Consider the following 19,158-nt stretch of genomic DNA (forward strand, 5'->3'; position numbering starts at 1 on the left):
TTTACAGGTTGTAATGAGGATAAAGTGACTTGTGCTTGAAAATCCATTGAGCCGATTCGGCCACCATCTTTTCATAGTCGGGGATTATGTAGCTGAAATCAAATCGCGTACGTTTCAGCGACTTGTCGGCGTTAACACCTTCGACAGGGTGTATTGTCATAGAGTTTCCACGCAGATATTTATTGAATAGTCCCAGTAGATCATATTTTGATATGTGACAGTCGGGAACAGTGTTGTATAGTCCGGTTGCCCTCTCCTTGGCCGCCGCTTCCATCGTTTTAGCGAGTTGAAGCGTAGTCTGTCCTGTCCACAGAGCCCCGGTGAAACCGTTTATTTCGCCGCTTTGTTTCATGAACCAGTTCATGAGTCCGATGCCTCTTTCATTTATGTCGGGACCTACGATTGAATTACGCAATGTTATATTCTTGTCGTCATTAAGCTCTCCAAGAGCTTTGCTTCGGTCGTAGAATGTAGTACCATCAGGAAAATCATCTTCGGTGTATTGACCGCGAGCGCCCGAGAAGACACAGTCGGTGCTCATGTGAATCACTTGCGCGTCAACTGCATTGGCCGATGCGGCCACGAAATGCGGCAGATAACTGTTGAGCAATGCAGCCAAGGCGTGATTGTTTTCAGCAAACTGATTGAGAATTCCGATGCAGTTTATAACCGTGTCATATTTCCCCGTTTTGATTATTGTATTTAGCGAATCGAAGTCGGTTGCATCTCCAGCGATGCTATGATTCAATAGCTTGGACTTTTCGAGGGCAAATCCTGTAACATCGTGACCTTGCTCCTGCAGGTATAGCGATATCTGGTGTCCGGCCATTCCGTTACACCCCAATACAAGAAACTTCATATATTATTCCGAACGTATTTCCTTAGATTCTGCTTTTTCTTCAAGGCCAAGGTCTTCTCTTACAAAACGTAGGCGCATGAGCTCTTTCTTCATGCCTTCGACATCGAGCCTCCTTGTGTTATGGCTGTGGTAGTCCTCAATGGTTGTGAGGCTGCCTTCTCCCTCGGTGAAATACTTGTCATAATTTAGGTCGCGAGAGTCACAGGGTATCCGGTAATAATCGCCCATGTCGATGGCTTTGGCCATTTCTTCACGTGTAACAAGTGTTTCATATAATTTCTCGCCGTGTCGAGTTCCTATGACTTTGACTTCCGTTTGACCATATTTGGGATCTATTTGGGCATAAAGTTCCTTCAACGCTTTGGCCAATGTGTCGAGTGTCGCTGCGGGAGCTTTTTGAACAAACAGGTCGCCGTTATGACCGTGTGTGAAAGCGTATATTACAAGGTCGACAGCATCGTCAAGTGTCATCATGAACCGAGTCATGTCGGGATCGGTGATAGTTATCGGATTGCCGTTTATCATTTGGTCAACCCACAAGGGTATTACAGAACCACGTGATGCCATTACATTTCCGTAACGAGTGCAGCATATTGTCGTGGGAGCCCCTTCGCCGAGTTCTCGGCCTTTGGATATCGCAACTTTTTCCATCAAGGCCTTTGATATTCCCATTGCATTGATTGGATAAGCAGCCTTGTCGGTTGACAGAACGACTACATTCTTGACCCCGTTTTCGATTGCCGATAAAAGCACGTTGTTAGTGCCCTCCACGTTTGTGCGTGTGGCCTCCATGGGGAAGAATTCGCAACTGGGTACTTGTTTTAGTGCTGCAGCCGAGAAAACATAGTCAACTCCGCGCATAGCAATGTCAACCGACTGCTTGTTGCGCACATCGCCAATGAAATATTTCACTTTGGGATTCTGAAGCTTGTGTCGCATATCGTCCTGTTTCTTTTCATCACGACTGAAAATGCGAATCTCCTTGATGTCGGAATCCAGAAAGCGCCTTAATACGGCGTTGCCAAAGGACCCTGTGCCTCCAGTGATTAGTAGAATTTTGTCTTTAAATATTGACATATTGTTAAAATTTTATGATTCTTGTTTTATCAATTCCATTACACACTTTATGGCATTTCCAGTTTCAAAAGACTTAAGTTCTTTTTGGTGAGCCATAATTTTCTGGTGATTATTTTCTTGAGAATATGTTTTGATTGCCATGCATAATTGGTCTATTGTTTCTGCATAATGGTAGGGCCAATCTTCTATCGGAGTATAAAAGCCTCTGTCAGAATTATATTGTTTAAGATCCGGAACAAAGAGGAATCCAGGTTTATTGGTTATGCAGTAATCCCATATTGAAGATGAGTAGTCGGTTACCAGCACATCAGCGAATTCAAGCAGGTCCTGCATATCAGGATAAGATGTCATGTCAATCATTTTCACATTATTATCAAAATGATCCGACATTGAACTATCTTTTGATATGTGACTCCGGAACAGGAATGTCACATCCTTATTGAAACGTTGAACAAACGCTTCTGCAACTTCTTGACTGCACACCTGATTGTCTATATGTTCCTGTTTACGGTGTGTTCCTCTGAATGTTGGTGCATAAAGAATCAATAAATTGTCATTAGGAATGCCGTATTTCTTGCAAAAAGCATTGCGTGCTATTGTACGTTGCTCATCGGTGGTGTTAAAGAACCGGTCGTTTCGCGGAAGGCCCGAAGGTATGAATCGGGCCTTGTCAATATAGAAGTCCTTAGAGGAAACTTCGGTAAAACGTTCACAACTTGACAGAAAATAGTCGGTTCCTTTATGGCGTATGTCGCGCATTTTGTTGATGTAATATTTCTCGGATTTTGAGAACATATTCATGTCAGATGACACTCTTTTATAGGCTCCGCCTCCATGCCAGGTGTTTATAAATTTTTGAGATGCTCTTTTAGGGATTATTGGCTCGATGCCAAGATTACTTATAATTATTCCTGATGTCAGAAGATGATATATGTGCGTGGGTGATAAATACTTTGCTGTTTTTACCGATTTTCTGTATTTCTCTGGAAGGAAATCGGGATTGTTTAGCACCCAAACATATTCATAGCTGCTGTCAAGAGAATCAAAAAGCCCTTCAAACAAGTACTTTGGATTGCAGGTGTACTGCATTCCCTCGTATGATGAGAATATAATCTTATGCTTTTTTACCGGGAAAATGTAACCGAGCTTCAATACTAATCTGGCGAAGCTTACTATATATGCCTTAATGTAGTTTTTCATTACCTTTTTGTGTCAAAACTTTGCATTGTTTGTGTTATGCCTTGATGCAATTTTACCGTAGGATGCCATCCAAGAGCGTTTAATCGGCTACAATCAAGAGGTTTGCGCTTATAATTGCAATATAATGATGCATCGATTTCTCGAGCTTTAACGATGACTTTAATATCGCCTTTAGCCGATGCTATTTTTTCGGCTAATTGAAGGATGCTTATCTCCTCCGTTTCATTTGACAGATTGAATACTGAATTGTCACTTTCATCGGATGCGATGATTAATAATGCCGTTATTACATCAGAGATATAGCAAAATGATCGTAACGCTTTTCCGTCAGAGTTAAGCACTATGTCGTTGCAACTGACTGCATTGTTGATGAAATCGGACATCACTCGTCCATCATTTGCGAGTTTCATTCCCGGACCATAACAGTGGGCTATGCGTGTTACAGCATATTTTATTCTGTATTGGTTATGGTAGGCTTCGAGAATGGTTTCAGCGGCTCTTTTGCTTTCAGGATAGCATGAACGGCGATCAAGCGGATCAAGCGCACCAAAAGAGGTTTCGGTGAGAGATTGGTCTATCTTATTGTCACCGTAAACTTCTCTTGTAGAGGCATATACTATTTTGCAATCGGTATTACGACGAGCCAACTCGCATATATTGAATGTGCCGCTGATGTTAGCTCTAAGAATTCCTACGGGATCATTGGATATATAATAGGGTGATGCGTTTCCTGCAAAGTGAAATATATAATCGATTTTGGAAGAATAGTCGATAGGATTGCTTACATCGCCGACTATGATTGAAAACCATTTTTTTTGTGTCAACGGAGCATAAAGTGACATCAACTTATCATTGTTGCGTGAAACGGCTATGATGTCAGCCGTGATTATACCGCAATCAATTGCATAAGCAAAAGAGTATATAAGATAGGATGCAATGTGACCGTTGGCTCCGGTTATTAGAATTGTCTTGTTGTTGAACCGACTCCAATCAACTTTATGTGATATGTCGGTCAAATCAGCTTTGACTATTGGGTTGTTGTATCCAAACATATCAGAATCCGAATACTTGTTGTACTTCGTGGACTTCAACCATTGCCTTGAAAACAAAGTAGTCCATAGGTGTTGTTATTTTTATGTTTTCTACAGGACCTATTATGGTGTGTAGTTTGTAGCCATAGTGGTTCATTAGCGAGCAACTGTCAATGTAGTCGTGTCGGTTGTTTTGACGGGCGTCTTCATGTACTGTTAGGATGTCCTTCAGTACAAAGCTTTGAGGCGCACGAGCTATTAGCGAATCTTTTCGTTCAGGGATGTCGAAGTGGCCGTCAGCATTTGCTACTACAAATGTTTCTATCGTAGGTACACATGTTATGCATGAACCATATTGCTTTACCGACTTGATGTTGTCGCTGATTGTCTGCGCATTAATGAGCGGACGCACGCCATCGTGAATCAAGACTATGGATTCAGGGGAATATAGCTTTGATGCCGCTTTGATGCCAGAGTATATAGAGTCTTGTCCGGTGGCGCCTCCGGGTACAATGTCGACAACTTTCCGGATGTTGAATTTGTGAAGCAGCTGTTTAAGCTGTTCTATCCAACTTTCAAGACACACAACTACAATTCCGTCGATCTCAGGATGTTGTTCAAATAGTTCAAGGGTATATATTATTATCGGTTTACCCTTAAGTTCAAGAAACTGCTTTGGCTTTCCGTCATTGTTCATTCGGCGTCCGCTGCCTCCGGCAAAAATGATGGCTATATTATTTGCTTTGTTGTTTAAATCTGACTTGTAGGACATTGTGTCAAATGTTAATATTTCGTCAAAATCAACCATATATTGATTTGTGATTTTTTAGTTCAAATATCATGTTTCGGAGTCGATCGTGGTATCCTCGATTATTGTTGTAATAGGTTGTCGCTTCTTTAATCAATGGCCGAAATGATGCGTCTATTCGTCCGATTTTATTCTCAATTGCATCAATCACCTCTTTGCGATTGTTACCGAGGTTTTTCTTTACAATATGCCCAAGTATAGATCTCCAATGGTTTTTGTGAACGTGATTGCCGCTTGCATTATCCCCATGCATACGATACATTGTAATGGGCTTGTCAATGTAAATGAATTCATTCATGGCGCATGCCAGATGGGCAAACCATACATCATGGTACTTTACTGATGAGGGTATTGGCAGGGCGATGTTGAGGAACTCTCTCCGCATCATCATAGAAGCTCCCTGGAATGGATTTTGGTAGTAAGCGATGAATCGGAATATTGATTTGCAGTCATCGCCTTTTTTATTGAAGTTTTTTATTTTACTCAATCGTTGATTAATCCGATTACCTTGTATGTCTATCAACTCTGCGTCACCGCAAGCCAGCAGTCTGTCGCCTATATTGTTATATAGTGTTTCAATATGATTAGGTAGCCATAAATCATCTTGATCGCATAGAGCGATAAAATTGCCTGTGCATAGATTTAATGCTTTCGCGAAATTGGCTTTGAAGCCGAGATTGTCCGTGTTATAATGGACTTTGACACGAGAATCTTTATCAGTATACTCTTTGAGTATCGTTTGGGTTTCGTCGGTCGATGTGTCGTCACAGATTATAAGTTCGTCAAACGGCATGGTTTGAGCCATTAACGATTCAATCTGCTGACGCAAATATCGACCGCCATTGTAAGTTGTCAATGCAATTGAAATCTCCGACATGGATTAATTGATAAAAGAATCTAACACGAATTGGATATCATCAATAAATTTATACGGGATAATCGATCTTATGCCGACAATAGGAAGTAAGTGTAGATAATACAGGTAAACAATGCTTAAAAGTATCAGATAACATGTGATTAATTGTCGACCTAATTTATTGTAATATTGATAAGCGAGAGGAAGAACTAATACTTGTACTATTTGTAATGAAAATACGAGTCTGAACCCATAAACCATCGCTGGGATGAATATGTTGCCAATTATTGTTGCTAATATGAATATGTTATAGTAAAATCCGTATACATTTTTGGCGTCTTTAGAAAAGGGATAGGTTAATATTGCCATTCCGGTTATTGGAACAGTATTGAGTAGCATAGCGTTAGCATTTAGGAATGAGGTGTCGTTGCCATATGATGCATATTTTGCTGCTAATTCAGCCGTTGAATCTGATGAATTGAATTCTGTAATCCCAAGAGCAAATAGCTGTAAGGTATCATTTATTATGTGGGTCATTCCCAAGCCGACTGTAATGATTACTGCGGTGACACAAAGCCAATATGGTAACCTTATATACTTTAATAATAAGAAAGGAAGCGCTATTATCGAGCTTGTATGAAATAAAGTTGCTATTGCAATTGCTATAAAGGTTTCCAGCTTTTTAGAATTTTTCCAACTTATAAAAGCCCATAACATTATTGATGCAGCCAAGGCCTGACGTATAATATTGAATGATTCAGGAAAAAATTTTGTAGTTGAAATCATGTATATCAATATGCCTAAACACATATAAGTTGTTTCCTTTTTTAATTGGAAAAATAAAATCATATATGTGAATGCGGCATATAGAAATAGCCACAACTGAAAATTTGGGATTAAAAAATAAGATGCAATGAATCCATATTCAAAGCTCTCAAAATCATGGGTAGTGAATATTCTTAGATAGTTAATATTGTCTGTTCCACAATTGATGCCTCTTAATCCGCACAATATTAATAATATAGAGATAATTATTGCAGAACATATAATTTCTCTTTTTTTATTGTTCCCTGAATAGATACATCCTAATACAGTTATTAGTAAAAGCAGAATATATAATGCCATTCAGTGGTGTTAATAAATTTATTTTAGAATAATTTTTCGCGTGTCCATGAAAGGTCGGTTTTGACGATCTTTGCCGGTCTTCCAACTGCAAGTGCATTATTCGGTATTTTATGGGAAATGGTGGTATCGCTTCCTATAATTGCTCCATTTCCTATAATTGCTCCTTTCATTATCTTTGAGTTTGGCGCAACCCAAACGTGTTCTCCAATTTCTATGCTTTTTGCATTGTTTATGCGCTGATGAGTTATGTTGTCATAGATTGGATGTGAATCACTAGTCCTGACAATTATATTATTTGAGAACATACAATCACGATTTATAATTATTGATTGATTGTCTTCCTGTACGTTTATATGGCATTTGCATGTCATAGTTGTACTTTCTCCAATCGATATAATGCAATTATTTCCTTCAATCCATAAGCTACACTCATCTCCGATATAGCAATGTGCTCCAATATTTATTCTATTATTGTTACCTCTAACATGTATTGTTAGGGGTTTGATTATGCACTCAGGTTCGATTATCATTAAATTATCATTGCCTATACAATCTTTTTTTATCGAAATAAGAGTTGATTTTGAAATTATTTTAATGTCATTTCTATGTTTGAATCGGATAAATATATTTTTCAGCTTTGTTAAAATGCGATATAAATATATATTACTTTTGCATATAATTTTGAGTGCATCTTTCATTTTGAGGGTTGATTAAATTTTATATCCTTTGAGGATGTATTTAATTTTTAGAAGTATTTTGGTCAGATATGATAGATTCAGTATCATAAATTCTCTGAATCCTTTTGGATTTTTTGAATAAAATTTTTTTGCGCTATCAATGCATTTAGTATCATTTAAAATAAGAGCTAATGGAAGTAATTCAAAATATTTTGCTTTCATAATCCTATTGTATTCTGGCTCATTTAATGTAACTTTTAATTTTTTCATGATTTGATCTTTTATCTGAAAAAAGTTACATCTGAATGTATATGTTTTTATTAATGATTTTGAATGACTTGCCGATTCATTGCAGATTCGATATACTCCTGTTATTTCATCCAGATAATGAATTTTACTTTTAATTGAAAAATATAGCCATATTGGGTAGTCGCCCATGAGCCAATTTTTATTTTCCTTTTTCAATTCTTTTGAGTAAGATGAGTATATATCACTCCTGATAATTGCGGTTAGCGTGGGAACGGTATTTCGCTCTAATAAATCTTCTAGCTTTTCATTTGGGCCTCCCCATTCATCAATGAATTGATTACTTTTTTGGACAAACCTCTTGACCTTGGTATAGCACATTCCGTAATCGGGATGTGATTCAAGGAAGTCTACTTGTTTTTGAAGCTTATATGGATCAATCCAATAGTCATCACCTTCGCAAATTGCAATATATTCCCCTCTCGCTCGAGGTAAATTCCATACAGCTGAGCCGATTGGTTTTCCTAGGCTATATTGGTTCTCTTTTTCAAATAGAGGTTTTATTATGTCGGGATATTGTTTTGCATATTCCTTAATAATTTCCTCTGTCCCATCAGTAGAATGATCATCATGAATTAATACCTCAAAATTAAAATTAGTTTTTTGCATTAAGAATCCATCAATACATTCTTTAATGTATGATGCATGATTGTATGTTATGCAGCTTATTGAAACTAAAGGAAGATTATTCATATATTATTAATATTTGAATTCTTCGGATTTGCCCCATAATAAAGAAAATGGCTCAATTTGCTTTTCTTTTTTCATATCAATGCATGCTGATTTCCAATCATACTTTGGAATCCAACTCATTATTTCCTTGGCTTTAGTGGAATCTAATAGATTTTGTGGGGTATTGGGTTTATCCGGTATATAGATTTTTTCCGATTTACATTTTGGTGAATTGAAAGTTTCAATTATTCCATCGATTTGTTCTTCTAATGTATATGGTCTATCGCCTGACAAATTGAATATGCCTTCGACTCCAGTTTCAAGAGCACATTTGACTGCATTTGTAAAATCTTTTATATATAGCAATTCTTTTTTTCTTGAAGGATCTCCCCATATTTCAACCGGTTGATTTTGTTCGGCTTTATGTTGTATGATTCTCCATGGAAGCATTTTTTTTACACCATTAATATGATAATATGGATTTGGCTGATAACCATAAACTGTCAAATGCCTAAATATACAGCTGGATATACCACATAAATGATTATAGTGCTCTAAAATGTCAACTGCTGCATTTTTTGCTATTGCATAAATAGCATGATCGCCACCATCTTTAGGAAAAGATCTTTGAGCATCGTCCTTAACTGGTTTATCAGTGCCAAAAAATTGGCAAACATCCGAAGGAGTTGTGTTAAATATAACTCGACGACATTTTGTTATTTTCAACCATTCACAAAGATTTACCATGCCAACTACAATGCTATTAATATATGGCATTGGCGATGCATCAGCATGAGCTGGCATTGTGCCGGCAAGGTGTACAACAGCATCGATATCTGTCGGTAATTTTTTAAATGTTTCCTTGTCGGATAAATCGAAACCTCCTATATATTCAATACCTTTGGTTAAAAAAAATCCATTATCAGAATTTCGATGACCAATAGCCACTACATCGTATCCACATTCATTTAAATAAACTGATGAATATGCTCCTAAATGACCAGTAGCACCAAGTACTAATATCTTTTTATGTGTCATTATTTTATTATTATTTTACACCAATCGTTGATTGAAATCATTGCTCGTTCCAATGCTTCCCGTGTTGGGAATCGCAGGACAAGTGTACCGATAGCATTGTTTGCTCCTGTGAATCCGTTTACTTTATCTCCATTTTTGACCCATAAGTCGGTTTCTATGACAAGAGGTCGTTTGTCATCTGCGATTTCAAGACGATCGAATATTCCGTCATTGTCAGCGTGAAGTATTATCTCTGCAATGTGGCCGTCGTATTCAGGCATTGACATTGGGATAATTGAATCACCTACGGCTGCTTTTACTGCATTTTCGATGAGGTGGGCGTTGGCGGCAATGTCGAGCATTTCGGCAAGTCGGTTGCCACCTCCTCGGGGCGTGAACTCCATGATGTATGGCTTACCGTTTTTGCATAGCCGTGTTTCTACATTATATATACCCGTTCCCAATTTCAACAATGTTACAAGCCTTTGCAGTTCCGATCTCAGTTCCTCCTGAATGTTGGCCGGCATTGTGGAAGGCCAGCTGTAGGCGGCCGGTGTGTATGGATTTTCTGCGTTAGGATCGAAGAATTGATTTGAGAATGAGCAAAATGCCAGTTCACCATTGATTGAGAAACAATCGGTATCAGAAGAATTTCCCTCTTTTTCAAGGAAATCCTCTATTATGAAGTGCCCATTGTGAGATTCGGACAATGCATAATCTATGGCATCGATTAATCTTTCCGGAGTGTCGACTTTTGACACTCCTTTGCTGCCTGCCGAGTCAACCGGTTTTACAATTACAGGCCAGTTGAAGATTGCTGTATCAGCCAGGGCATCAGCTTTATTATCGTATCCTTTAGCGGTGGGTACATTAAAGTTGTGCTCCGTCAAGAACTTGCGGAATTTTGCTTTGTCCTGTAATATAGACACGGCTTCGTATGAGCCTTGAAACGGTAGCCCCATCTTTTCGGCTACGTATGCGGCGGTAACAACTCCAGGATCTACGGCAAATGACATTATACCGTCTATATCAAGTTCTTTGGTAAGACTTAACACGGCTTCTTTGTCAAGGATGCTGATGTTGTAATATTCGTCGGAGTATTTATGGGCTATGTTGTCGGGAATATAATCTACTGTAATGACATAATATCCGTTTTTGTGGGCGGCTTTAATTACCGGCAGCAGATAGCGAAGTCCGCCAAGGAGCATTATTTTTTTTTGTCCTGATTGGCTCATCTTTTTATTTGTGCTATTATTTTGTTAACATCGGCATCGGAGAGGGCATGGTGCATGGGTAGGCATATTACTGTGTCGGCCATGCGGTGGGCGTTGGGCAGGTTCTCGGGGGCTGCCGACGGAAGACCGCGGTAGGTTGTGAACTCGCTTATCAGGGGATAGAAGTAGCGACGGCCGAGCACACCGTTGTCACGCATCTTGAAGTAAAGTTCGTCACGTGTCATGCCGAATTTGTCGGCATCGACAAATATCGGGAAGTAGGAGTAGTTGTGTCTTACACCGGGCATGTCGTCGAAGAATGTGATTCCATCCACATCGCGTAATGCTTCACGATAGCGCACTGCTACTTGGTGGCGAGCTTCTATGGCATCATCGACCTGACGCAGGTTGAGCAGACCGTAGGCCGAGCGCATTTCGTCGACCTTTGAGTTTATTCCGGGTGCCACTACTTCGGTTTCTCCTGCAAATCCGAAGTTCTTTAGGTAGTCGATGCGTTTCTTAGTCTTTTCATCATGCATCACCATGGCTCCACCCTCGATTGTGTTATAGACCTTGGTAGCGTGGAACGACAGTGTCGACATGTCGCCGGCGTTTAATATAGACTCTCCGTTCACCTCAACTCCAAAGGCATGGGCGGCGTCATATATCACTTTCAGTCCGTATTTGTCAGCTATCTCCTGAATGCGCTTTGTATCGCACGGTTTTCCGTATACGTGCACAGGCATTATGGCCGTAGTCTTGGGTGTTATGGCCGCTTCAATCTTTTCGGGATCTATGTTGCCTGTTGCCGGATCGATGTCGACAAACACGGGCTTTATGCCGTTCCACCACAATGAGTGGGTCGTAGCCACGAAGCTGTAGGGGGTAGTTATTACCTCGCCGGTTATTCGCAGTGCCTGAAGTGCCGTAATCAGAGGCAGGGTTCCGTTTGTGAAAAGGCTTACATAAGGCACTTTGAGATACTCGGCCAATGCTTTTTCAAGCCGTTGGTGGAATGAGCCGTTGTTGGTTATCCATTTACTGTCCCAAATCTCCTTGAGTAGTTGGTGAAACTCGTCAAGGTCGGGCAGCAAAGGTGAAGTGACCGTAATCTGATGATTATTGTCCATGTTGTATTATGTATATTTTATACTTGATTATTTCCTTTCTTTAATGAAGGCAAGCAGTTCTCGTAGGTCCTGCGACTTGGTAAGCCGTGTTATTATTGCGAAATAGGCTATGCCCGCTGCAATTCCGGCAATGAGCTGGAACCGCTCTCCTGGGATTATATTGACAGTCGCATACACCACAGCACCCATCGACAGAGAGTAGAACAGGGTCGGCATCAGGTCGCGCATTTGCTTGAAGAATCCCACCTGGATTAATTTGCCAGTGTAGTAGGTGTTTATGCCAAGGCATATCAATGATGAGAATATCGAACCCACGCACATGGCTATTAGTCCCATGGGCACGGTCATGCAGAGAATTGCCACGCCGATGCACTTTTTCCAAATCTCCAGCTTCAGGAACAAGTCGGAACGACCCTTGACCTGTAGCAAATTGAGGTTTATAGCATGCACGGGATACCACATCATTGAGAAGCATATTATTGAAAGAAGAGTGGCTGCAAACGCCCACTGCTCCTTTAGTAGCACAATTACCATTGGATGGGCCACTGCTGCAAGGCCTACCATGAGCGGAAACACGATAAATGCCGACAAGCGCAGAAACCGTCGGTAGACCGAGCGAAGCCGAGTGTCATCGTTCTGGATTGTGCATAGCACAGGGAATGTCACACGCTGGATTATGCCGGTGAAGTTGGATGACGGAAACTGTGCAAACTGGTGGGCTCGTGTGTAGTAACCAAGGTCGGCTGTTCGAAACACCTTGCCAATCACTATCAGATAGACATTCTGGTATATCGTATCGATGATTCCGCTTATTGCCAATTTGGATCCGAATCCGAACAACTCGCGGAATGAACTCCAGCTATAAGATAGAGCAGGGTGCCAGTGCGACAACACCCAAAGCAGACCGGTGTTGACAGCGAGGTTGACAATCTGGTGTCCGGCAATGGCCCATACTCCCCATCCGGTATATGCCATGTATATTCCTACGATTCCTGATACTATTGCAGCCGTAAGTGAGGCTTTGGCTTGTGTCTTGAAGTCAATCTTCACCGTTAACAACGCTCTCTGCACCACGACAAGCGAGTTGAGGAGCACGCTAAGTGAGATTACTCTTGTAAGAGGGATTAATATAGGCTCATCATAGAATTGTGCGATAAGCGGAGCGCATAAAAACAGAATCAGGTACAGTATAACACCTACGATTATGTTGAAGTAAAATACCGTTGAATTGTCAATCTCGGAGCGATCTTGTTTTCTTATAAGAGCTTGTGAAAATCCGCTGTCGACGAGTGACTGGGATATTGCTATGAATATGATTATGTCGCCCACAAGACCGTAATCCTCAGGTGTAAGGATTCTTGCCATGACGATCATCACGACAAAAGCCACCCCCTGCACCGAGAATCGCTCAACCGAGCTCCACAGGGTGCCTTTGAGGGTTTTATGTTTCAGTGATTCGGGCATGGCGGTGGCGCCTGATGCGGCCGAGAGTGTGTTGTAAGCCGATGGTTGTGAAATCCTGAGGGGATTTACATTGCTTCGGCGAGATGGGTTTTGAATTGAGCATCGAGGCTGTAGGCAATGCGGTCGAGCTGATGCGTGTCGGCCGATTGTGTAAGAGCTGTCAGTAGATTCTGTTCAATTGTATATGCCTGTCTTATTGAGTTGAATCGTTGGCGATTGCTTCTTAGAAATGCAAGTTTGGCTCTGAGCGTTTCGGCGTTTTCCATGCCGTTGACTGTTAGTGAAGAGAGATAATTGTTGTACAGCATCCGCTTGAACGGTTCCTGATTGCGTCCTGTAAATGCAAATAAATCCTTATCGAGAAGAATGCGTGCTTTGTGTAGCGACTGTTCAAGCGATGAATTGCAGAATTTGCCGGTGGACTTACATTCATTATACCATTCGCTTGATGTCAGGCATTGCCATTGGAGAGGTTTGTCAAAGAACGCTTTGTCACGAAACTGTATTCTGTCGGAAATAGCGCTATAAAGATCTGTATCGCTGATGAGCCTGTTGCCTCGTATGCGCTCATTGAATGATTTCAGGTAACATCCTCCTATAAAGGCTGATGATGCCGGAGTCCTGAACGTTATGCGGTGAATCAAGTCAAATCCGCTTAGCGCAACAATGAGTTCATGGACGGGTGTGGCAGTGATGTTGTTCTCTATCGTTTTGATCCATTCTTTGGATTTCTGCAATAATTGTCGTGATGTTGCAGTTGAAGCCGCTCTGTAATCGAGAAGCTCCGAGTGCTGCATGAGCGATATCAGCAAATGGTTATATGCCGATATTTCGTAGCCATTGGTAAAGTCAATGGCCGAATAATCGAGCAGCTGAATCATGTATGAATCAATCATGCGATGTTGAGTTATTGCTAATCGGCTCGATGTCGATAGGATCGATTGATACTTTGGCGCATCCAAGAATGTCAAGTCTGATCCATAGTTCACTTTTCCCGTCTTGCGATGTGATCACTTCTCCTTCAAGGCCGCAAAGTCCACCTCTTATAACTCTTACTTTGTCACCTTTGGCATACATCCTGTCTACAAATTCAACCGGGCTGTTTGAATTGCCCAACATGAATTTGAGTTGATACATCTGTTTGTCCGGGATGATTGCTACAGGTCGACCGAATTTATTGGGATTTCCGGCTTTGTTGGTGAGAAATCGATATATGTAGGGGAGCGTTACTACGCTTCTGCGTTCGTTTTCGGTACAATGTAAAAATACCATAGACGGTATGACGATACGGTCTATTTTCTTCTTTTTGCCGTTGCGCCAAAGTCGATATTCTTCTTGTGATGCGACATAGGCTTCGTATCCTTCGTTGGATAGCTTTTCGGCCGTGATTTTTTCAGAACGGTTGTTGACGATTGCAACATACCAGTTGGCTTTTTCCACGCCTACGGCGTCGTCAACGCCATCAGGCACTGTCGAGAAGCGATTGTTATTTACTTGGATACTCATCACTTTGAATCCAATTTTGACAAGCATCTCTTGGCAAGAGATTGCGCATATTTGAAACATGTTGGAATACAGTTATATTATATTCCAATGATTATTGCACTTTGAAAACAATCAACGGATTGGGAATACTTTGGGGCAAACGCTTTACTGATTAAATTAATTGATTGACTTGTATATCTCCATGAAAAAGATTAATTTTGTCGGCGAATAAGTATCTCTTGCCAAGAGATTTGTATGCTTATAAATGATGTTTTATATAATAGTGGATTGTTTTGTTTTGGCGGAGGTATTGATGGGATGATCGGTTTTTATTTAGGTATAAATTTTTAGATAAGAAGGGGTGAGTTTGTTTGCAAATCCAAAAACATTTCATAACTTTGGGAACTGACAAAAATCTTCTATCCACGTTAAACACGTTTATTTATGAAGTATGTATCCTTATCGGATTCAACGGTTCGACGCCTCCCGTTCTATTTGGCAATGGAGGAGTATGTCGCTCGTCGTTTCGATGAGGAATTTTTCTTTATGTGGCAGGTTGACCCCACGGTGATATTCGGTCGTAACCAATTGATTGAAAGAGAGGTCAACATTGACTATTGTCGCAACAACGGCATTGCGGTATATCGCCGCAAGAGTGGAGGAGGATGCGTGTTTGCCGACATGAGCAACATCATGTTTTCCTATATCGTCAGTTCCGACGATGTTGTCACAACCTTTTCATCCTATACCGAGCGGGTGGCCGCAATGTTGCGTTCACTGGGGTTGAATGCTGAAAGCACCGGTCGCAATGATGTGCTCATCGACGGGCGCAAGGTGTCGGGAAACGCTTTCTATCACATTCCGGGCCGAAGCATAGTTCACGGAACGATGTTGTATGACACCGATCTGGCACATATCACCCAGGCCATCTCTCCATCCGAAGCCAAGCTTGAGTCAAAGGGCGTCGACTCGGTGCGTAGTCACATAACGACATTGAGCCGGCATATCGACATGGACATCGAGGAGTTTAAGGATTATGCCCGGCGGTATATGAGCGACGGTGAGCTTGTGCTGACAGCCGACGACATTTCGTCCATAGAAGAGATGTCGCAACCTTACTATTCCGATGAATGGATTTTGGGAAAGAATCCGCTTTGCGGAGTGTCGCGTCATTGTCGCATCGAGGGGGTGGGAGAGTTTCAGGTCGACATTGAACTCAAAGGTCGGCGCGTGCATAAAATCAACATTGCAGGCGATTATTTCCTGCTGAGCGACATCGATGCCAAGCTTCTTGACCGCCTGAAGGGCGCTTTTTACACGCGGGAGGCATTGGCCGATGCGATTGGCGACATAGATGTCGGCTCAATTATTTCGGGACTTGATAAATCACAATTACTAAACATATTGATAGAATAATATGCCGGATAACAAGAAAACTTGTCTGTATGACAAGCATGTCGCTCTTGGAGCGCAAATGAGTCCGTTTGGCGGATTTGAGATGCCGATACAATATAGAGGCATTGTAGAGGAGCATGAGGCTGTGCGCAATGCATGTGGCGTGTTTGATGTATCCCACATGGGTGAGGTGACCATTGAGGGCCCGGCGGCCGAGGCCTATGTGAATTACGTGTTCAGCAACGATGTCACCGATGCGCCGGTAGGAAAGTGCTTCTATGGAATGATGCTGAATCCTTCGGGAGGCGTGGTTGACGATCTGCTTGTTTACAAGCGTGCTGCCGACAAGTTCTTCTTCGTCATCAATGCATCCAACATCGACAAGGATGTAGAGTGGATCAAGAGCAATGCTTCAGGATTTGATGTAACGGTCGAAAATGTAAGCGAGAATCTTGGCGAACTTGCCGTACAGGGGCCTGACGCCGAGCGCATAATGAACGAAGTTTTAGGAATCGACTGCAGCCAATTGTCATTCTATACTTTCTTTGAGCCGATGATCGACGGGCAGCCGTCGATAGTGAGCCGTACGGGCTACACCGGTGAGGACGGTTTTGAGATATATGCCTCACATCAGGTTATAATTGACCTGTGGGATCGGTTGGTCGCTTCGGGACAGGTTGAACCGTGCGGCCTCGGTTGTCGTGACACACTGCGCTTTGAAGTGGGATTGCCGCTCTATGGCAACGAACTTGCCGACGACATTTCACCGCTTGAGGCCGGATTGAGCATGTTTGTGCGTATGGAGAAGCCCGATTTTATAGGGCGCGATGCCACGGTGGCATTGAAGGCAAAAGGTGTCGACCGTAAGCTTGTAGGTCTTGAGCTCGCTGACAGAGCCATACCCCGTCATGGCTACGAGGTGCTGAACGATGCCGATGAGGTTGTGGGTCACGTCACTACGGGTTATCACTCCATATCGACCGACAAGAGTGTGGCCAATGCCATGGTCGATGTACGTTACTCGGCATTGGGAACTCCGTTGAAGGTGCGCATACGCCGCAAAACATTCCCTGCTACGGTTGTAAAAAAGAAATATTACAAGAAAAATTATAAAAACTAAACATTAAGTATTATGAGCAAGATTTATTATTCACCTTCCCACGAGTATATTAAAGTAGACGGTAACATAGGCGTGATCGGCATCACCGATTATGCACAGCATCAGCTTGGCAATGTGGTGTATGTCGATCTTCCTGAAGAGGACGATGAGGTGACCGCCGGAGAGGATTTCGGAGCAATCGAGAGCGTTAAGGCTGCGAGCGACCTTATTTCGCCGGTTAGCGGTAAAGTAATAGAGGTAAACTTTGCGCTTGTTGACGAGCCCGGACTTATCAACAAGGAAGCCATGGACACCTGGATTATAAAGGTTGAGCTTTCCGACCCGTCGGAACTTGACTCACTTCTTGACGAAGAGGACTATAAGGCATTGTGCCACTAATTAACTCATTAACCATGATACACCGCTATTTCCCCCATACCGGGGAGGATATAGACGCAATGCTCGCCAAATGCAATGTGGCGAGCATTGACGATTTATACTCCGATGTTCCTCGGGAATTGCTTCTTGGCCGTCATCTGAATCTTCCCGATGAGATGAGCGAGAAGGAAGTGCGTGATTTCTTTGATTCGCTATTTGATCAAAACGTTAACCTGACCTGCTTTGCAGGAGGTGGATACTACGACCACTATGCCCCGGCCGTTATACCGGCTATAATATCGCGGTCAGAATTCCTTACGGCCTATACGCCTTATCAGCCTGAGATATCACAAGGCACGCTTCAATACATATTTGAGTATCAGAGCATGATGTCGCAGCTCACCGGCCTTGAGGTGTCGAATGCTTCGATGTATGACGGAGCCACAGCTACCGCCGAGGCCATGATAATGTCGGTGGCGTCGGCACGCAAGCGCAATCGCGTGCTGGTGTCGGCAACCGTAAATCCGGCCGTGCGTGATGTCATGGCTACCTACGCCCACTATCACGGCATAGTGCTCGACACGATCGAGGAGCATGACGGTGTTACCTCACGTGACGATTTTGAATCAAAGATGGCTGCCGGCGATGTAGCCGGAGTGGTTGTGGCATCGCCCAACTATTATGGAATACTCGAAGATTACACGGGGTGGGCCGATACATGTCACTCCAAAAAGTCATTGTTCATAATGAATTGCGTAGCTTCGGCTCTCGGGGTGATAAAATCGCCGGGAGAGTGGGGCGCCGACATTGCGGCAGGTGACGCACAGTCGCTGGGTATGCCGTTGAACTATGGCGGTCCGTATCTCGGATATCTTTGTGCAACCAAGGATTTGATAAGGAAGATGCCGGGCCGTATCGTAGGCGCTACTACCGACGATGCCGGGCGCAGGGTATTTGTGCTGACGCTTCAGGCTCGTGAACAACACATACGCCGAGAGAAGGCTACAAGCAACATCTGTTCCAATCAAGGCTTGATGGCGCTCTATGTAACGGTGTACATGTCGTTGATGGGCGCATCGGGACTTGATGAGGTCAATCAAATAGGCTGTGCCGGAGCGCATCAGCTTGCCGATGAGCTTGTGAAGACAGGTAAAGTCAATTTGAAATATCCTGAGCATCCATTCCTGAACGAGTTTGTCCTTACCACTGACTTTGATGTCGATGATTTCCTTGCCAAGGGAGTGGAGTGCGGAGTGCTCGGCGGCGTGAAGTTGGGCGATCGTGAATTGATGATTGCCGTGACCGAAATGCAGTCGCGCGATGACTTGACCCGATTGGTCGATATTGTAAAACAAATGTAAGAAA

Annotated in this window: 19 protein-coding genes; 4 read left to right on the plus strand and 15 right to left on the minus strand. The window is 42.5% G+C overall.

Going from position 1 to position 19,158, the window contains the following annotated elements; translation table 11 throughout:
- Position 1: 1 nt before the first annotated feature.
- From E5354_RS00980 to E5354_RS01050, 15 genes are all read right to left on the minus strand, one after another.
- The gene (locus E5354_RS00980) at positions 2–859 is read right to left on the minus strand and encodes an SDR family oxidoreductase (RefSeq protein WP_123395872.1); all 858 of its coding nucleotides are present in this window, start codon (positions 857–859) and stop codon (positions 2–4) included.
- Between the two features lie 3 nt (positions 860–862).
- Positions 863–1,936 (minus strand): polysaccharide biosynthesis protein, encoded by a 1,074-nt coding sequence (locus E5354_RS00985; RefSeq protein ID WP_123395871.1) that lies wholly within the window; start codon positions 1,934–1,936, stop codon positions 863–865.
- A gap of 12 nt (positions 1,937–1,948) precedes the next feature.
- Positions 1,949–3,136 (minus strand): CDP-glycerol glycerophosphotransferase family protein, encoded by a 1,188-nt coding sequence (locus tag E5354_RS00990; protein ID WP_135946102.1) that lies wholly within the window; start codon positions 3,134–3,136, stop codon positions 1,949–1,951.
- Positions 3,136–4,188 (minus strand): NAD-dependent epimerase/dehydratase family protein, encoded by a 1,053-nt coding sequence (locus E5354_RS00995; RefSeq protein ID WP_135946103.1) that lies wholly within the window; start codon positions 4,186–4,188, stop codon positions 3,136–3,138. The genes E5354_RS00990 and E5354_RS00995 overlap by 1 nt, the downstream gene beginning before the upstream one ends.
- Position 4,189: 1 nt before the next feature.
- The gene (locus tag E5354_RS01000; protein ID WP_135946104.1) at positions 4,190–4,939 is read right to left on the minus strand and encodes a 2-C-methyl-D-erythritol 4-phosphate cytidylyltransferase; all 750 of its coding nucleotides are present in this window, start codon (positions 4,937–4,939) and stop codon (positions 4,190–4,192) included.
- A gap of 28 nt (positions 4,940–4,967) precedes the next feature.
- Positions 4,968–5,852 (minus strand): glycosyltransferase family 2 protein, encoded by an 885-nt coding sequence (locus E5354_RS01005; protein WP_135946105.1) that lies wholly within the window; start codon positions 5,850–5,852, stop codon positions 4,968–4,970.
- Positions 5,853–5,855: 3 nt separating this feature from the next.
- Positions 5,856–6,956 (minus strand): EpsG family protein, encoded by a 1,101-nt coding sequence (locus E5354_RS01010; protein ID WP_123395867.1) that lies wholly within the window; start codon positions 6,954–6,956, stop codon positions 5,856–5,858.
- Positions 6,957–6,979: 23 nt separating this feature from the next.
- Positions 6,980–7,654 carry an acyltransferase gene (locus E5354_RS01015; protein WP_123395866.1) on the minus strand — a complete coding sequence of 225 codons (675 nt, stop codon included), beginning with the start codon at positions 7,652–7,654 and terminating at the stop codon, positions 6,980–6,982.
- A 12-nt stretch (positions 7,655–7,666) separates the two neighbouring features.
- Positions 7,667–8,632, minus strand: coding sequence for a glycosyltransferase family 2 protein (locus tag E5354_RS01020; RefSeq protein WP_123395865.1), 966 nt, complete (start codon positions 8,630–8,632; stop codon positions 7,667–7,669).
- 6 nt (positions 8,633–8,638) lie between these two features.
- Positions 8,639–9,649 (minus strand): NAD-dependent epimerase/dehydratase family protein, encoded by a 1,011-nt coding sequence (locus tag E5354_RS01025; RefSeq protein WP_123395864.1) that lies wholly within the window; start codon positions 9,647–9,649, stop codon positions 8,639–8,641.
- Positions 9,649–10,863 (minus strand): ATP-grasp domain-containing protein, encoded by a 1,215-nt coding sequence (locus E5354_RS01030; RefSeq protein ID WP_123395863.1) that lies wholly within the window; start codon positions 10,861–10,863, stop codon positions 9,649–9,651. The genes E5354_RS01025 and E5354_RS01030 overlap by 1 nt, the downstream gene beginning before the upstream one ends.
- Complete coding sequence (locus E5354_RS01035) at positions 10,860–11,972, minus strand: DegT/DnrJ/EryC1/StrS family aminotransferase (protein WP_135946106.1); 1,113 nt, start codon at positions 11,970–11,972, stop codon at positions 10,860–10,862. Before E5354_RS01035 ends, E5354_RS01030 begins: the two co-directional genes overlap by 4 nt.
- Before the next feature lie 27 nt (positions 11,973–11,999).
- Positions 12,000–13,436 carry a lipopolysaccharide biosynthesis protein gene (locus tag E5354_RS01040; RefSeq protein ID WP_135946107.1) on the minus strand — a complete coding sequence of 479 codons (1,437 nt, stop codon included), beginning with the start codon at positions 13,434–13,436 and terminating at the stop codon, positions 12,000–12,002.
- A gap of 65 nt (positions 13,437–13,501) precedes the next feature.
- Complete coding sequence (locus E5354_RS01045) at positions 13,502–14,332, minus strand: hypothetical protein (RefSeq protein WP_135946108.1); 831 nt, start codon at positions 14,330–14,332, stop codon at positions 13,502–13,504.
- Complete coding sequence (locus E5354_RS01050; RefSeq protein WP_135946109.1) at positions 14,325–14,942, minus strand: UpxY family transcription antiterminator; 618 nt, start codon at positions 14,940–14,942, stop codon at positions 14,325–14,327. Before E5354_RS01050 ends, E5354_RS01045 begins: the two co-directional genes overlap by 8 nt.
- Before the next feature lie 423 nt (positions 14,943–15,365).
- Between E5354_RS01050 and E5354_RS01055 the strand changes: the two genes are divergently transcribed.
- The 4 genes from E5354_RS01055 to gcvPA are packed head-to-tail and all read left to right on the plus strand — an operon-like array spanning position 15,366 to position 19,154.
- Positions 15,366–16,337 (plus strand): lipoate--protein ligase, encoded by a 972-nt coding sequence (locus E5354_RS01055; RefSeq protein ID WP_135946110.1) that lies wholly within the window; start codon positions 15,366–15,368, stop codon positions 16,335–16,337.
- Between the two features lies 1 nt (position 16,338).
- Positions 16,339–17,436: a glycine cleavage system aminomethyltransferase GcvT gene (gene gcvT, locus E5354_RS01060; RefSeq protein WP_135946111.1), complete on the plus strand. Its 1,098-nt coding sequence runs from the start codon at positions 16,339–16,341 to the stop codon at positions 17,434–17,436.
- A gap of 12 nt (positions 17,437–17,448) precedes the next feature.
- On the plus strand, positions 17,449–17,814 hold the full coding sequence (gene gcvH / locus E5354_RS01065) for a glycine cleavage system protein GcvH (RefSeq protein ID WP_135946112.1): 366 nt from the start codon (positions 17,449–17,451) through the stop codon (positions 17,812–17,814).
- Between the two features lie 14 nt (positions 17,815–17,828).
- The gene (gene gcvPA, locus E5354_RS01070) at positions 17,829–19,154 is read left to right on the plus strand and encodes an aminomethyl-transferring glycine dehydrogenase subunit GcvPA (protein ID WP_135946113.1); all 1,326 of its coding nucleotides are present in this window, start codon (positions 17,829–17,831) and stop codon (positions 19,152–19,154) included.
- Positions 19,155–19,158 lie beyond the last annotated feature (4 nt).

Source organism: Muribaculum sp. NM65_B17, assembly GCF_004793735.1.
Taxonomy (GTDB): domain Bacteria; phylum Bacteroidota; class Bacteroidia; order Bacteroidales; family Muribaculaceae; genus Muribaculum; species Muribaculum gordoncarteri.

Bases quoted from the DNA above. Each gene is read 5' to 3' on its own strand.
- E5354_RS00980 (WP_123395872.1), bottom strand. From the start codon at position 859: ATGAAGTTTCTTGTATTGGGGTGTAACGGAATGGCCGGACACCAGATA.
- E5354_RS00985 (WP_123395871.1), bottom strand. From the start codon at position 1,936: ATGTCAATATTTAAAGACAAAATTCTACTAATCACTGGAGGCACAGGG.
- E5354_RS00990 (WP_135946102.1), bottom strand. From the start codon at position 3,136: ATGAAAAACTACATTAAGGCATATATAGTAAGCTTCGCCAGATTAGTA.
- E5354_RS00995 (WP_135946103.1), bottom strand. From the start codon at position 4,188: ATGTTTGGATACAACAACCCAATAGTCAAAGCTGATTTGACCGACATA.
- E5354_RS01000 (WP_135946104.1), bottom strand. From the start codon at position 4,939: ATGTCCTACAAGTCAGATTTAAACAACAAAGCAAATAATATAGCCATC.
- E5354_RS01005 (WP_135946105.1), bottom strand. From the start codon at position 5,852: ATGTCGGAGATTTCAATTGCATTGACAACTTACAATGGCGGTCGATAT.
- E5354_RS01010 (WP_123395867.1), bottom strand. From the start codon at position 6,956: ATGGCATTATATATTCTGCTTTTACTAATAACTGTATTAGGATGTATC.
- E5354_RS01015 (WP_123395866.1), bottom strand. From the start codon at position 7,654: ATGAAAGATGCACTCAAAATTATATGCAAAAGTAATATATATTTATAT.
- E5354_RS01020 (WP_123395865.1), bottom strand. From the start codon at position 8,632: ATGAATAATCTTCCTTTAGTTTCAATAAGCTGCATAACATACAATCAT.
- E5354_RS01025 (WP_123395864.1), bottom strand. From the start codon at position 9,649: ATGACACATAAAAAGATATTAGTACTTGGTGCTACTGGTCATTTAGGA.
- E5354_RS01030 (WP_123395863.1), bottom strand. From the start codon at position 10,863: ATGAGCCAATCAGGACAAAAAAAAATAATGCTCCTTGGCGGACTTCGC.
- E5354_RS01035 (WP_135946106.1), bottom strand. From the start codon at position 11,972: ATGGACAATAATCATCAGATTACGGTCACTTCACCTTTGCTGCCCGAC.
- E5354_RS01040 (WP_135946107.1), bottom strand. From the start codon at position 13,436: ATGCCCGAATCACTGAAACATAAAACCCTCAAAGGCACCCTGTGGAGC.
- E5354_RS01045 (WP_135946108.1), bottom strand. From the start codon at position 14,332: ATGATTGATTCATACATGATTCAGCTGCTCGATTATTCGGCCATTGAC.
- E5354_RS01050 (WP_135946109.1), bottom strand. From the start codon at position 14,942: ATGAGTATCCAAGTAAATAACAATCGCTTCTCGACAGTGCCTGATGGC.
- E5354_RS01055 (WP_135946110.1), top strand. From the start codon at position 15,366: ATGAAGTATGTATCCTTATCGGATTCAACGGTTCGACGCCTCCCGTTC.
- gcvT (WP_135946111.1), top strand. From the start codon at position 16,339: ATGCCGGATAACAAGAAAACTTGTCTGTATGACAAGCATGTCGCTCTT.
- gcvH (WP_135946112.1), top strand. From the start codon at position 17,449: ATGAGCAAGATTTATTATTCACCTTCCCACGAGTATATTAAAGTAGAC.
- gcvPA (WP_135946113.1), top strand. From the start codon at position 17,829: ATGATACACCGCTATTTCCCCCATACCGGGGAGGATATAGACGCAATG.